Source organism: Pseudomonas sp. B10(2017), from assembly GCF_002113295.1.
Taxonomy (GTDB): domain Bacteria; phylum Pseudomonadota; class Gammaproteobacteria; order Pseudomonadales; family Pseudomonadaceae; genus Aquipseudomonas; species Aquipseudomonas pudica.
The window spans coordinates 22,399-35,748 of sequence record NZ_NEJU01000016.1 but is presented as its reverse complement, the minus strand read 5'-3'; the positions used below and the strand labels follow the sequence as shown (position 1 = coordinate 35,748).

Here is a 13,350-nt window from a genome sequence, read left to right as displayed (position 1 = left end):
ATCTACACCGACTTGCTGACCTCACCTTCCGGCTCAGGCTGCTTGTCAGCCCCCTTCTCTTCCGCCTCGGTATCCTCCGCCGCCACCGGCGCCTGCATTACCTCCTGCACCGTCTGCTCATCCACCCGTGGGTCCAGCGCCGCCGACAACGGTGAACCTGCAGCCGGCATGGCAACGTGGCCCAAAGGTGCATCCTGCACCTGATGCAGCCCGGTAACCGCCTTCGGCCGGATGCGCCACACCAGCACCAGGGCAAAGAACACGAAGAAGGCATACAGCATCTGCGGGCCCAGCACCTTCATCAGCACACCTGCGGCCAGCGGCCCGATACACGCGCCCACGCCGTAGGTCACCAGCAGCATCGCGGTCAGCGACACCCGCCGTTCGCTTTCCACATGGTCGTTGGAAAACGCCACAGCCAGCGGGTACAGGCAGAATTGCAGCAACGAAATCACGAAGCCTATGCCAAACAGCAACTCCAGCGGCACGCTGGGCAACATTGCCAGCGGCGCCGAGGCCAGCGCCAACCCCACCGCCACGCTGCGGATCAGCACGGCCCGATCATAGCGGTCAGACAACCAGCCCAGCGGCCACTGCACCAACAGGCCGGCAAAAATGCAGCTACCCATGAACAGACCAACCTGCTCGGTAGTCATGCCCTGGCTGGAGGCATACAAAGGCGCCAGGCCATAGAACGAGCCGACGATCAACCCCGAACCCAGCACCGTGCTGAGCGACTGCGGCACGCGCTTGATGAAGAACTTCGGCTCCATGGGTGCCGGGCGCAACGGCGCCGGGTGAATGCGCCGGGTCATCGCGACCGGTACCAGGCACAGGGTGAAACACATGGCCACCAGCATCAGCAACTCCAGGCCAAGCTGTGGGTGCACCACCAGGATCAGCTGGCCGAGCACCAGGCCCAGGTACGAGGCGATCATGTAGCCGCTGAATACCGCGCCGCGATGCTTCACATCAGCCTGCTCGTTCAGCCAGCTCTCGATGACCATGTACTGACACATCATCCCCAGGCCGACGATCATCCGCAGCCCGACCCAGGCTGGCAACCAGCTGGTCAGGCCATGGCCGAGCACCGCCGCGCCGACGATGCCGGCGCAAGTGGCATAGGCGCGAATGTGCCCTACCCGGCCAATCAACCGATGGCCGACCTTGCCGCCTACAGCCAGGCCGAAGTAGTTGGCCGCCATCAAGGCACCCACCCACAGGCTGTCGACATGATCGGCTGCCAGGCGCAGGGCCAGGTAGGTACTGAGCAGGCCCGAGCCGATCAACATCATCAGCGCGGCGAAATACAACGACTGAAACGGCTTCCATATATTTCGCATAAGTCCCTTGCGGCTCCCGGGTCAGGTGGCGATGGGTTGCAGCCAAGCATAAAAGCAAAACTGCTGCGGCGCAGTCCCCTGCCAGACAAATCGTGAATCAAGGGCGCGTCCAGTGTCGGTCATGTCGTGATCGTGCACTTGCATGAGACCGGACTGCGCTCCCAGCGTTTACATTCATTGTTCACCAGACAAAGGGGCAGCCTGCCTCTTCTCCGTCAGGAAGAAGATCAAGCTGCCTCTATTCCCGCAAGGTCATGCCATTGGCCGGCAACGGCAGGGCCGTCTTGTAGCGCACCTGCTTCAAGGCGAAGCTGGAACGGATGTTGGCCACCCCTGGCAGCCGCGTCAGGTAATCGAGAAACCGTTCCAGCGCCTGGATGCTGGGCAGCAGCACCCGCAACAGATAGTCCGGATCGCCCGTCATCAGGTAGCACTCCATCACTTCGGGGCGCTCGGCGATCTCTTCCTCGAAGCGGTGCAACGACTGCTCCACCTGCTTCTCCAGGCTCACATGAATGAACACGTTCACATCCAGCCCCAGCGCTTCGGGCGACAGCAAGGTCACCTGCTGGCGGATCACCCCCAGTTCCTCCATTGCCCGCACTCGGTTGAAGCAGGGTGTGGGGGACAGGTTCACCGAGCGGGCCAGCTCGGCGTTGGTGATGCGGGCATTTTCTTGCAGGCTGTTGAGAATGCCGATATCGGTACGATCGAGTTTGCGCATGAGACAAAATCACCGGTTTTTTGTGTTTATGCGGAATGTTTATCTGCCCTGCTCGGCAAAGGCAATCAACTTGAGAGAAAAATTCTCCTGCTGGCCCACTAAGATGTAGGGGACGCTGACCTACCAGTCACAAGCCGGTACTCAGCGGCGGCCGCTTCAGAGCTCACAAAAACAAATACCCGAGCGAGCGTAAAAAGCATGAACGAGTACGCCCCCCTGCGTTTGCATGTGCCCGAGCCTACCGGCCGGCCAGGCTGCCAGACCGATTTCTCCTACCTGCGCCTGAACGATGCAGGTCAAGCCCGTAAACCGCCAGTCGATGTCGACGCTGCCGACACTGCGGACCTGTCCTACAGCCTGATCCGCGTGCTCGACGAGCAAGGCGACGCGCAAGGCCCGTGGGCCGAAGACATCGACCCGCAAGTTCTCCGCCAGGGCATGCGCGCCATGCTCAAGACGCGGATTTTCGACAGCCGCATGGTGGTCGCCCAGCGCCAGAAGAAGATGTCCTTCTACATGCAGAGCCTGGGTGAAGAGGCCATCGGCAGCGGCCAGGCCCTGGCCCTGAACCGCACCGACATGTGCTTCCCCACCTACCGCCAGCAAAGCATCCTGATGGCCCGCGACGTGTCGCTGGTCGAGATGATCTGCCAGCTGCTGTCCAACGAGCGCGACCCGCTCAAGGGCCGCCAGCTGCCGATCATGTATTCGGTACGCGAGGCCGGCTTCTTCACCATCAGCGGCAACCTGGCGACCCAGTTCGTGCAGGCGGTCGGCTGGGCCATGGCTTCGGCGATCAAGGGCGACACCAAGATCGCCTCGGCGTGGATCGGCGACGGCGCAACCGCCGAGTCGGACTTCCACACCGCCCTCACCTTCGCCCACGTGTACCGTGCCCCGGTGATCCTCAACGTGGTCAACAACCAGTGGGCGATCTCCACCTTCCAGGCCATCGCCGGTGGCGAGTCGACCACCTTCGCCGGCCGTGGCGTGGGTTGCGGCATTGCCTCGCTACGGGTTGACGGCAACGACTTCGTCGCCGTGTACGCCGCTTCGCGCTGGGCCGCAGAACGCGCCCGTCGCGGCCTGGGCCCGAGCCTGATCGAATGGGTCACCTACCGTGCCGGCCCGCATTCCACTTCGGACGACCCGTCCAAGTACCGCCCGGCCGATGACTGGAGCCACTTCCCGCTCGGCGACCCGATCGCCCGCCTGAAGCAGCACCTGATCAAGATCGGCCACTGGTCCGAGGAAGAGCACCAGGCCACCACTGCCGAGCTGGAAGCCGCGGTGATCGCCGCGCAGAAAGAAGCCGAGCAGTACGGCACCCTGGCCAATGGTCACATCCCGAGTGCCGCCTCGATGTTCGAGGACGTGTACAAGGAAATGCCCGACCACCTGCGCCGTCAACGCCAGGAACTGGGGGTTTGAGATGAACGACCACAACAACAGCATCAACCCGGAAACCGCCATGGCCACCACTACCATGACCATGATCCAGGCCCTGCGCTCGGCCATGGATGTCATGCTCGAGCGCGACGACAATGTGGTTATCTACGGCCAGGACGTCGGCTACTTCGGCGGCGTGTTCCGCTGCACCGAAGGCCTGCAGAACAAGTACGGCAAGTCCCGTGTGTTCGACGCGCCGATCTCCGAGAGCGGTATCGTCGGCACCGCCGTGGGCATGGGTGCCTACGGCCTGCGCCCGGTGGTGGAAATCCAGTTCGCCGACTATTTCTACCCGGCCTCCGACCAGATCGTTTCCGAGATGGCGCGCCTGCGTTACCGTTCGGCCGGCGAATTCATCGCCCCGCTCACCCTGCGCATGCCCTGCGGTGGCGGGATCTATGGCGGCCAGACACACAGCCAGAGCCCGGAAGCGATGTTCACCCAGGTGTGCGGCCTGCGCACTGTCATGCCGTCCAACCCCTATGACGCCAAGGGCCTGCTGATCGCCTCGATCGAATGCGATGACCCGGTGATTTTCCTGGAACCCAAGCGCCTGTACAACGGCCCGTTCGACGGCCACCACGACCGCCCTGTCACGCCGTGGTCGAAGCACCCGCAAAGCGCCGTGCCCGATGGCTACTACAGCGTGCCGCTGGACAAGGCGGCCATTACCCGCCCCGGCAATGACGTGACCGTGCTGACCTACGGCACCACGGTGTACGTGGCCCAGGTGGCCGCCGAAGAAACCGGCGTCGACGCCGAGGTGATCGACCTGCGCAGCCTGTGGCCGCTGGACCTGGACACCATCGTCGAGTCGGTGAAAAAGACTGGCCGCTGCGTGGTGGTACACGAGGCTACCCGCACCTGCGGTTTCGGCGCCGAACTGGTGTCGCTGGTGCAGGAACACTGCTTCCACCACCTGGAGGCGCCGATCGAGCGCGTCACCGGCTGGGACACCCCCTACCCACACGCACAGGAATGGGCTTACTTCCCAGGGCCTTCGCGGGTAGGTGCGGCATTGAAAAAGGTCATGGAGGTCTGAATGGGCACGCACGTCATCAAGATGCCGGACATTGGCGAAGGCATCGCGCAGGTCGAGTTGGTCGAGTGGTTCGTCAAGGTCGGTGACATGATCGCCGAAGACCAGGTAGTCGCCGACGTCATGACCGACAAGGCCACCGTGGAAATCCCTTCGCCGGTCAGCGGCAAGGTGCTGGCACTGGGTGGGCAACCAGGTGAAGTGATGGCGGTCGGCAGCGAGCTGATCCGCATCGAAGTGGAAGGCAGCGGCAACCATGTGGATGTGCCTACCAAGGATGTGCCCAAGCGCGAACAGGTCGAGGCCCCCGATGCCCCGGTAGCCGCCAAGCCAGAGCCGCAGAAGGAAGCAAGACCGGCCGCGTACCAGACGCCCGTCAACCACGAGGCAGCCCCGATCGTGCCACGCCAGCCAGGCGACAAGCCGCTGGCCTCGCCGGCGGTGCGCAAGCGTGCTCTGGATGCAGGTATCGAACTGCGTTACGTGCATGGCAGCGGCCCGGCCGGGCGCATCCTGCACGAAGACCTCGACGCCTTCATGAGCAAGCCGCACAGCGCCGGCGGACAAGCCCCGAGCGGCTATGCCAAGCGCACCGACAGCGAGCAGGTGCCGGTGATCGGCCTGCGCCGCAAGATCGCTCAGCGCATGCAGGACGCCAAGCGCCGGGTCGCGCACTTCAGCTATGTGGAAGAAATCGATGTCACCGCCCTGGAAGCCCTGCGCCAGCAACTCAACAGCAAGCATGGCGACAGCCGCGGCAAGCTGACCCTGCTGCCGTTCCTGGTGCGTGCCCTTGTCGTGGCACTGCGCGATTTCCCGCAGATCAACGCCACCTATGACGACGAAGCCCAGGTCATCACCCGCCATGGCGCGGTACATGTGGGTATCGCCACCCAGGGCGACAACGGCCTGATGGTACCGGTGCTGCGCCATGCCGAAGCTGGCAGCCTGTGGAGCAACGCAGGCGAGATCTCGCGACTGGCCAACGCTGCCCGCAACAACAAGGCCAGCCGCGACGAGCTGTCCGGTTCGACCATCACCCTGACCAGCCTGGGCGCCCTGGGCGGCATCGTCAGCACGCCGGTGGTCAACACCCCGGAAGTGGCGATCGTCGGCGTCAACCGCATGGTCGAGCGACCTGTGGTGATCGATGGCCAGATCGTCGTGCGCAAGATGATGAACCTGTCCAGCTCGTTCGACCACCGCGTGGTCGATGGCATGGACGCCGCGCTGTTCATCCAGGCCGTGCGCGGCCTGCTCGAACAACCCGCCTGCCTGTTCGTGGAGTGAGCATGCAAGAGACTATCCAGACTACCCTGTTGATCATCGGCGGCGGCCCTGGCGGCTACGTGGCTGCCATCCGCGCCGGGCAACTGGGCATCCCCACCGTGCTGGTGGAAGGCCAGGCACTGGGCGGTACCTGCCTGAATATCGGCTGCATCCCGTCCAAGGCGCTGATCCACGTGGCCGAGCAGTTCCACCAGACTTCGCGCTTTGCCGGCCCGTCGGAGCTGGGCATCAGCGTCGCCTCGCCGCGCCTGGAGATTGGCCAGAGCGTGGCCTGGAAGGACGGCATCGTCGACCGCCTGACCACCGGCGTCGCAGCCCTGCTGAAAAAGCACGGGGTCAAGGTGATCCATGGCTGGGCGAAAGTGCTCGACGGCAAGCAGGTCGAGGTCGATGGCCAGCGTATCCAGTGCGAGCACCTGTTGCTGGCCACTGGCTCCAGCAGTGTCGAACTGCCGATGCTGCCACTGGGCGGGCCGATCATTTCCTCGACCGAAGCCCTGGCGCCGAAAACCCTGCCGCAGCACCTGGTAGTGGTGGGCGGCGGCTACATCGGCCTGGAGCTGGGCATCGCCTACCGCAAGCTGGGCGCTCGGGTCAGCGTGGTGGAGGCGCGCGAGCGCATCCTGCCGACCTACGACAGCGAGCTGACCGCCCCCGTGGCCGAATCGCTGAAGAAGCTGGGCATCACCCTGTACCTGGGCCATAGCGTCGAAGGTTACGAAGGTGGCTGCCTGCTGGCCCGTGATGGCCAGGGTGGCCAACTGCGCCTGGAAGCCGACCAGGTGCTGGTGGCCGTGGGCCGTAGGCCGCGCACACAAGGCTTCAACCTGGAGTGCCTGGACCTTAAGATGAACGGCGCCGCCGTCGCCATCGACGAGCGCTGCCAGACCAGCATGCGCAACGTCTGGGCCATCGGCGACGTGGCCGGCGAACCGATGCTGGCGCACCGGGCCATGGCCCAGGGCGAGATGGTCGCCGAGATCATCGCCGGCAAGGCACGCCGTTTCGAACCCAGCGCGATCGCCGCGGTGTGTTTCACCGACCCGGAAGTGGTGGTAGTCGGCAAGACCCCGGAGCAAGCCAGCCAGCAAGGGCTGGACTGCATCGTCGCGCAGTTCCCGTTTGCCGCCAATGGCCGGGCCATGAGCCTGGAATCGAAAAGCGGTTTCGTGCGAGTGGTGGCGCGCCGTGACAACCACCTGATCCTGGGTTGGCAGGCGGTTGGCGTGGCGGTTTCCGAGTTGTCGACGGCGTTTGCCCAGTCGCTGGAGATGGGCGCGTGCCTGGAGGATGTGGCCGGCACCATCCATGCCCACCCGACACTGGGTGAGGCGGTACAGGAAGCGGCACTGCGCGCCTTGGGCCACGCCCTGCATATCTGACACTGAAGCGGCCGAGGCCGATTTGGCCCGCAGCGCCCCAAGGCGTTGCGGGTCTTTTTTCGTTCAGGCCTTACGGCGGTCCAACACAAAACCTGAAACCACCGCGGCCGCTCCCACAATGATCGCGATCTATTGGGCTATCGCGTTCTTGCCGTTCCCCTTGGCGCGGTACAGCGCCGTGTCGGCACGCGCCAGCAGTGCATGCTGGTCCTCTCCTTCCTGCCATTGCACCACGCCGTAGCTCATGGTCAGCCGGCAATCGCCCACCGGCTCCACCTGCACCATCGCCTGACGCAAGCGTGCTGCCACCTCCAGCGCCTCGCCCAGCGAGGCCTGCGGCAATACGACGACGAACTCGTCCCCACCCCAGCGCGCCAGCAGGTCCTGCTGCCGCTGCAGTTGCTGGTTCACCCAGGACAGCTCGCGGGTGCGTTCGGCCACCTGGCTTTCCAGGGACTGGTTCCTCTGCTCCAGTTGCGCCACCAGGCGCTTGTTAGGGCATTCCAGTCCCAGATGCCTTCGCTGATCAGATCGAACAACGTATGCAACTGGTGTTCACTGAAGCCGGTGGGTACCGGCCGGGTTTCCTGACTCATGGACGCTCCCCCTGGCTCCTGGCGCACCCGAACAGAATAGCCCCGACGCCCTGTTTTGGCGGTGCTGAGGACGGGCATGGATTGAGGACGTTCAAGCCAGATGCAACAGCGCCTCCTCCACTGCAGCAACCACCTGGTTGCCCTTGGCACCTGGCAGCCGCCATGCGGCGATGGTCACACCCAGTGGCACCGCGAGGTCGATGGGGGCGACCAGTTCGCCGCTGTCGAGGTAGCGCTGCACCAGGCTTCTGCGCCCTATCAGCACCCCGGCGGCCAGCAGCGCTTGCTGCAAGGCGATCGAGTACAGGGAAAACCCCGGCCCGCGGGCAACGAACTTGTGCCCGGGCATCACCGCTCCCGTCCACACTGCCCAGTCGTTCCAGCCCACGTCGGCAATGCAACGGGCGTCGGCAAGGTCCTCGGGCTTGGCGATGCTGGCGGCCAAGGCCGGCACACACACGGGCAGGATTTCTTCCGTGGCTATCCTGCGTTGCCAGCGCTCGGGTTTTTCGGTGTAGAACAGGCACAGGTCGAACGGGCTGCGCTTCAGGTTGGGCGGTTCATCCACCGCCGTCACCGAGATCTCGATGGGTGCCAGCAGTCGGGTCAGTTCCGGCAGGCGTGGCCCGATCCACAACTGCGCCAGGGCAGGCGATGTGACGATATGCACCCGCTGTGGTGCGGCCAGACGGCGCAGCGTGCGCGCAGCGGCCTCCACGGCGTCGAACGCCTCGGTGAACTGGCCTTTCACGCTTTCGCCCAAGGGCGTCAGGCGCACGCCTTTTGCGTGGCGCTCGAACAAGGCCGCGCCGTATTCGCTTTCCAGGGTCTTGACCAGGGCGGCGATGGCCCCCGGGGTCACCTTCAGTTCGAGTGCGGCACGGGCAAAACCGCCCAGGCGGGCTGAAGCTTCGAAGGCACGCAGGGCATTGAGCTGCAGCGAGTGCCGGGTAGGAGTATCGAGGTACACGCTTTCAGGCCTATTTTTTTTAGGCCTACTATTCCAGAAATCTGACGTTGAGGCCAACTGTCGCGCGCATTAACGTGGACGTGCCGCCCTTGCACCGTCTGCACACTTTCAAGGATTTCAAATGCCGTATCCAAGCGGGACCCAAGCGTTCAGGCAAGGTGCCCACAGCGCCCTGCCATTGACCTCCGGCATCGTGCCCTTCGGCCTGATCACCGGGGTGACGGCGATCGGCATAGGCCTGTCGCCAACCGATGCCATCGGCATGACCTTGCTGTTCTACTCCGGGTCCGCGCAAATGGTAGTGATGCAGCTGATGCAAAGCGCTGCCCTGCCGGTGACCATGGTAGTCACCGCGCTGGTGATCAATTTGCGCTTCCTGATGTACAGCGCCAGCCTGGCGCCACACCTGGGCCAGCTGCCGCGTCGCCACAAGTGGCCGATGGCGTACATGCTGTCAGACCAGTCCTTCGCCCTGTGCACGCTGAAGATGGGCTCGGGCGGGCTCGGGCAGTCTGCCTACCCCTACTATGCCGGTACGGCAATCACCATGTTCTTCGGCTGGAACCTCTCGGTGCTGGCGGGCATGTACCTGGGCGCGAGCATCCCTGAGGACTGGTCGCTGGGCTTTGCAATTCCATTGTCATTCCTGGCGCTTTTGGTACCTGGCATTCGCAATGCGGCCACGCTTGGCGCAGCGTTGACCGGCGGCGTGCTCGCCGTGCTGGCCGCCAACCTGCCCTACAACCTCGGCCTGCTGACTGGCGCGCTGGGCGGCATCATCGCCGGGCTGGCCATCGAGAACTGGCAAAAGCAGCAATCTGCGGCAGCAGCCAATACCGAACAGGAAGCATCATGAGCGAAACGACCCAGTGGATAACCTTCATTCTGATCGGCCTGGGCACCTTCGCCATCCGCTTGTCGTTCATCGAGTTGCATACGGTATTGCGCATCCCCCCACTGTTTCGCCGCGCCCTGGCGTATGTGCCGGCCAGCGTGCTGGCCGCCTTGGTACTGCCGGCAGTGGTGTTGCCCGATCGGCAGGCGGGGTTCGACTGGATGAACCCGCAGATACCGGCAGCAATATTGGCCGCGCTGGTGGCGTGGCGCACGCGCAGCACAATGCTGACGCTGATTGTGGGCATGGGAGTGCTGTGGGCCTTGAAGCATCTGGGGATGTAGAAATACGCAGGTTCAAGGCTTCCCGATTTCGCGTCATCAACACTGGGTGGACGCGGTAAGGGAACGAAAGGAAATGGCGTCCCAGGCAGGAATTGAACCTGCAACCTTCCCCTTAGGAGGGGGATGCTCTATCCAATTGAGCTACTGAGACGCAAGTGCCGACAGCGGACGCTGCACAGCAGGACGGCCAGCATGTTAACCAGCACGCTGGCGTTTGTCATGCCTCAAGCGGGCTTTTTCGCGTAATCCTTTTCTGCCAATGCTACACCTGTGGCAGCACGCCTTCATCACGCAGCAGCACGAACAGTCCCTCGACCGCGGTTTCCAGGGTGGTGGAGTTGTCCAGCACATGCAGCGACGGATCGGCCAGCGCCTGCAAGCGTGCATTTCGTGCCAGGCGCTGCTCGACTTCCTCTGCGCTTTCCCGGCCGCGGGCCACCAGGCGCTCGCGCAATACCTCGTGCCTGACCTCGATCAGCACTGCCAACAGGTTCGGGTAGCGCCGGCGTGCCTCGGCCAGATATGCCCGCGAACCATTCACCAGCACCGCCCTGCCCTCCGCCAGCCACCGGTCCACCTGTAGTGGGATACCGTAATCCAGACCATTGGCCCGCCAATGCATGGCAAACGCCCCTTGCTCGCGCAGTGCTTCGAACTGTTCGGACGTAACTCCATGGGCGGCTTCGCCCTTTGCTTCGGCCGACCGGGTAATGACGCGACGGGCGATTTCCACCCCCGCGGCTGCCAACCGCTCACGAGAAGCGTCGATCAGGGAATCTTTCCCGGAACCCGACGGTCCTACCAGATATATCAACCGGCCCGTCCCTGATTGGCGGTCGCTTGCGTCATGTTGCATAGCCACTATGCTCTATGGAGGGAAATCGGCACATTCTAGGGCGTTTACCGGCCTTTTGCTGCGTTTTACCAGTTTTTGACGGCAAAAGTCTGACGATCGAGTAAGCCTGAGCATGTAAAACTTTTCAAACCAGTACTCATTTCTGATAATTGGTACTGGCACAAAGCCTTTATCCGGCTCACTATTTGTCACAGAATTGACGCCAAGGAAACGGCGACCATGAGGCAAGATGAGCATCCATTTTTCACAGACGGTTGAACATTTCATCGTCGCTACGGTCGTACTACCACCCCGTGCGGCCAATTTGAGAACCGCTTCCCCTGAACCAAAATCCGGTCAATTTATATGCGCCCAATGAAACAGGCTATTTATTCGAGCCGCACCGCTGACAAGTTCGTCGTCCGCCTGCCAGACGGGATGCGTGAGCGCATTGCCGAGGTAGCGCGCAACCATCACCGCAGCATGAACTCCGAAATCATCGCGCGCCTGGAACAGAGCCTTATCCAGGAAGGTGCGTTGGGTGACGAGTTGAGCATGCGCCTGGACAGCCCCGAACTGTCCCTGCATGAACGCGAGTTGCTGCAACGCTTCCGTCAACTGTCGCACCGCCAGCAGAACGCGCTGGTCGCCCTCATCGCTCACGATGTGGAAATGGCTACCGACGCCTCCTGAGGTTTGCAGCCGAACACAAAAAAGCCAGCGAAAGCTGGCTTTTTTGTGGGCTCACCACGGCTGTGGGATCACTATTTCCGTGGGAGCGGCCCTGTGTCGCCAAAGGGCCGCAGAGCGGCCCCACGATGTCTGCAGCGCCGCACAAATTTCCGGGGCTGCTTCGCAGCCCTTTCGCGACACAAGGCCGCTCCCACAGAGACCTAATCGGTTACAGCAGGAACAGTGTGGCCAGGCCGAGGAAGATGAAGAACCCGCCACTATCGGTAACCGCGGTAATCATCACGCTGGAGCCCATCGCCGGGTCGCGCCCCAGGCGTGTCAGGGTCATCGGGATCAACACCCCCATCAAGGCCGCCAACAGCAGGTTCAAGGTCATCGCCGCAGTCATCACCAAGCCCAACGACCAGCTGCCATACAACCAGAACGCCACCGCACCGATCACCCCGCCCCAGATCAGGCCGTTGAGCAGCGATACCGCCAGCTCCTTGCGCATCAGGCGGCTGGTATTGCCCGGCGACACCTGGTCCAGCGCCATGGCGCGCACGATCATGGTGATGGTCTGGTTACCGGAGTTGCCACCAATACCCGCCACGATCGGCATCAGCGCAGCCAGGGCGACCAGCTTCTCGATCGAACCTTCGAACAGGCCGATCACACGCGACGCAACGAAAGCGGTAATCAGGTTGATGGCCAACCAGGCCCAGCGGTTGCGCAGCGAACGCCAGACCGAGGCGAAGATGTCTTCTTCCTCGCGCAAACCGGCCATGTTCAGCACTTCGCTTTCACTTTCTTCACGAATCAGGTCGACCATTTCGTCGATGGTCAAGCGGCCGATCAGGCGTTCGTTCTTGTCCACGACCGGCGCAGATACCAGGTCATAACGCTCGAAGGCCTGCGCCGCGTCATAGGCATCTTCGTCGGGGTGGAAGGAAACCGGGTCGGTCGCCATGACCTCCGCCACCTTCTTCTCCGGGTCGTTGACCAGCAAGCGCTTGATCGGCAATACGCCCTTCAGAATACCGTCATAGTCCACCACGAACAGTTTGTCGGTGTGGTTCGGCAGTTCTTTCAAACGGCGCAGGTAGCGCAACACCACTTCGAGGCTGACGTCTTCGCGGATGGTGACCATCTCGAAGTCCATCAACGCACCAACCTGCTCCTCGTCGTAGCTCAGCGCCGAACGCACGCGCTCGCGTTGCTGCGCATCGAGGGTTTCCATCAGCTCGTGAACAACGTCACGCGGCAGCTCAGGAGCCAGGTCGGCCAGTTCGTCGGCGTCCATTTCCTTGGCGGCGGCGAGCAGTTCGTGATCGTCCATGTCGGCGATCAGCGATTGCCGCACGGCGTCGGACACTTCCAGCAGGATGTCGCCATCGCGATCCGAGCGCACCAGCTGCCAGACCGTCAGGCGGTCTTCCAGTGGCAAGGCTTCAAGGATGTAGGCGATGTCGGCGGGGTGCAGGTCATCGAGCTTGCGCTGCAGCTCGACGAGGTTCTGGCGGTGGACCAGGTTTTCCACCAGGTCGTTGTGGGCGCCTTCCTGACGGTGGGTCAGGTCTTCGACCACGCGCTGGCGTTGCAGCAGTTCGACCACCTGGGCCAGGCGGTCCTGCAGGCTTTCCTGCGCTTTTTTTACTTCTACTTCAGTCATAGGCGAACTCCACTCCCAGCAGCGGAGCACGCCGGGAGAATCAATCGGTCAGATCTTTCTGTATGAATCTTGTTAGCGAGTAACTACTGGGTAAGTCCATGGTGGTTTTCCACAAGCCCCGGCGGGGCTGACGGGCGCAATCATACACTGCTAAAGCTGTCAGATCGCTTAAAATTTTGGCCAGAACAATCGTTTGCGT

At 62.9% G+C, this 13,350-nt stretch carries 12 protein-coding genes, 1 tRNA gene and 1 pseudogene; 7 read left to right on the top strand and 7 right to left on the bottom strand.

What is annotated here, in order from left to right; translation table 11 throughout:
- Window positions 1-2: 2 nt before the first annotated feature.
- Window positions 3-1,343, bottom strand: a complete 1,341-nt coding sequence (locus tag CAF92_RS18845; protein ID WP_046614613.1) for an MFS transporter — start codon at window positions 1,341-1,343, stop codon at window positions 3-5.
- Between the two features lie 238 nt (window positions 1,344-1,581).
- On the bottom strand, window positions 1,582-2,067 hold the full coding sequence (gene bkdR / locus CAF92_RS18840; RefSeq protein ID WP_012273540.1) for a Bkd operon transcriptional regulator BkdR: 486 nt from the start codon (window positions 2,065-2,067) through the stop codon (window positions 1,582-1,584).
- A 198-nt stretch (window positions 2,068-2,265) separates the two neighbouring features.
- Between bkdR and CAF92_RS18835 the strand changes: the two genes are divergently transcribed.
- Genes CAF92_RS18835 through lpdA form a run of 4 tightly spaced genes read left to right on the top strand, consistent with a single transcriptional unit; the run spans window position 2,266 to window position 7,227 of the window.
- Window positions 2,266-3,498, top strand: coding sequence for a 3-methyl-2-oxobutanoate dehydrogenase (2-methylpropanoyl-transferring) subunit alpha (locus CAF92_RS18835; RefSeq protein ID WP_013973636.1), 1,233 nt, complete (start codon window positions 2,266-2,268; stop codon window positions 3,496-3,498).
- Between the two features lies 1 nt (window position 3,499).
- Window positions 3,500-4,558 carry an alpha-ketoacid dehydrogenase subunit beta gene (locus tag CAF92_RS18830; protein WP_013973637.1) on the top strand — a complete coding sequence of 353 codons (1,059 nt, stop codon included), beginning with the start codon at window positions 3,500-3,502 and terminating at the stop codon, window positions 4,556-4,558.
- A complete protein-coding gene (locus CAF92_RS18825) occupies window positions 4,559-5,845 on the top strand; it encodes a dihydrolipoamide acetyltransferase family protein (protein WP_046614615.1) in 1,287 nt (428 codons plus the stop codon).
- Window positions 5,846-5,847: 2 nt separating this feature from the next.
- Window positions 5,848-7,227, top strand: a complete 1,380-nt coding sequence (gene lpdA, locus CAF92_RS18820; RefSeq protein ID WP_085601606.1) for a dihydrolipoyl dehydrogenase — start codon at window positions 5,848-5,850, stop codon at window positions 7,225-7,227.
- A 129-nt stretch (window positions 7,228-7,356) separates the two neighbouring features.
- Here lpdA and CAF92_RS18815 read toward each other — a convergent pair.
- Both CAF92_RS18815 and CAF92_RS18810 read right to left on the bottom strand, forming a co-directional pair.
- Window positions 7,357-7,823 (bottom strand): annotated as a pseudogene (locus CAF92_RS18815) (GGDEF domain-containing protein).
- Window positions 7,824-7,914: 91 nt separating this feature from the next.
- Window positions 7,915-8,793, bottom strand: a complete 879-nt coding sequence (locus CAF92_RS18810) for a LysR family transcriptional regulator (RefSeq protein ID WP_085601605.1) — start codon at window positions 8,791-8,793, stop codon at window positions 7,915-7,917.
- Between the two features lie 121 nt (window positions 8,794-8,914).
- Between CAF92_RS18810 and CAF92_RS18805 the strand changes: the two genes are divergently transcribed.
- Both CAF92_RS18805 and CAF92_RS18800 read left to right on the top strand, forming a co-directional pair.
- Window positions 8,915-9,649 (top strand): AzlC family ABC transporter permease, encoded by a 735-nt coding sequence (locus tag CAF92_RS18805; protein ID WP_085601604.1) that lies wholly within the window; start codon window positions 8,915-8,917, stop codon window positions 9,647-9,649.
- Window positions 9,646-9,972 carry an AzlD domain-containing protein gene (locus CAF92_RS18800; protein ID WP_046614619.1) on the top strand — a complete coding sequence of 109 codons (327 nt, stop codon included), beginning with the start codon at window positions 9,646-9,648 and terminating at the stop codon, window positions 9,970-9,972. The genes CAF92_RS18805 and CAF92_RS18800 overlap by 4 nt, the downstream gene beginning before the upstream one ends.
- 74 nt (window positions 9,973-10,046) lie before the next feature.
- On the opposite strand, the gene CAF92_RS18795 is transcribed toward CAF92_RS18800, so the two are convergent.
- Window positions 10,047-10,123: transfer RNA gene (locus tag CAF92_RS18795), tRNA-Arg, on the bottom strand.
- Between the two features lie 111 nt (window positions 10,124-10,234).
- Window positions 10,235-10,828, bottom strand: a complete 594-nt coding sequence (phnN, locus tag CAF92_RS18790; RefSeq protein ID WP_085601603.1) for a phosphonate metabolism protein/1,5-bisphosphokinase (PRPP-forming) PhnN — start codon at window positions 10,826-10,828, stop codon at window positions 10,235-10,237.
- 345 nt (window positions 10,829-11,173) lie between these two features.
- Here phnN and CAF92_RS18780 point away from each other — a divergent pair, with 345 nt between their 5' ends.
- Entirely contained in the window at window positions 11,174-11,500 is a 327-nt protein-coding gene (locus tag CAF92_RS18780; protein ID WP_012273554.1) for an Arc family DNA-binding protein, read from the top strand.
- Window positions 11,501-11,708: 208 nt separating this feature from the next.
- Here CAF92_RS18780 and mgtE read toward each other — a convergent pair whose 3' ends face one another.
- Window positions 11,709-13,151 carry a magnesium transporter gene (gene mgtE, locus CAF92_RS18775; protein WP_046614621.1) on the bottom strand — a complete coding sequence of 481 codons (1,443 nt, stop codon included), beginning with the start codon at window positions 13,149-13,151 and terminating at the stop codon, window positions 11,709-11,711.
- Window positions 13,152-13,350 lie beyond the last annotated feature (199 nt).

What these genes read in the sequence shown, in the direction of transcription:
- CAF92_RS18845 (WP_046614613.1), bottom strand. Translation starts at nt 1,343, where the DNA reads ATGCGAAATATATGGAAGCCGTTTCAGTCGTTGTATTTCGCCGCGCTG.
- bkdR (WP_012273540.1), bottom strand. Translation starts at nt 2,067, where the DNA reads ATGCGCAAACTCGATCGTACCGATATCGGCATTCTCAACAGCCTGCAA.
- CAF92_RS18835 (WP_013973636.1), top strand. Translation starts at nt 2,266, where the DNA reads ATGAACGAGTACGCCCCCCTGCGTTTGCATGTGCCCGAGCCTACCGGC.
- CAF92_RS18830 (WP_013973637.1), top strand. Translation starts at nt 3,500, where the DNA reads ATGAACGACCACAACAACAGCATCAACCCGGAAACCGCCATGGCCACC.
- CAF92_RS18825 (WP_046614615.1), top strand. Translation starts at nt 4,559, where the DNA reads ATGGGCACGCACGTCATCAAGATGCCGGACATTGGCGAAGGCATCGCG.
- lpdA (WP_085601606.1), top strand. Translation starts at nt 5,848, where the DNA reads ATGCAAGAGACTATCCAGACTACCCTGTTGATCATCGGCGGCGGCCCT.
- CAF92_RS18805 (WP_085601604.1), top strand. Translation starts at nt 8,915, where the DNA reads ATGCCGTATCCAAGCGGGACCCAAGCGTTCAGGCAAGGTGCCCACAGC.
- CAF92_RS18800 (WP_046614619.1), top strand. Translation starts at nt 9,646, where the DNA reads ATGAGCGAAACGACCCAGTGGATAACCTTCATTCTGATCGGCCTGGGC.
- phnN (WP_085601603.1), bottom strand. Translation starts at nt 10,828, where the DNA reads ATGCAACATGACGCAAGCGACCGCCAATCAGGGACGGGCCGGTTGATA.
- CAF92_RS18780 (WP_012273554.1), top strand. Translation starts at nt 11,174, where the DNA reads ATGCGCCCAATGAAACAGGCTATTTATTCGAGCCGCACCGCTGACAAG.
- mgtE (WP_046614621.1), bottom strand. Translation starts at nt 13,151, where the DNA reads ATGACTGAAGTAGAAGTAAAAAAAGCGCAGGAAAGCCTGCAGGACCGC.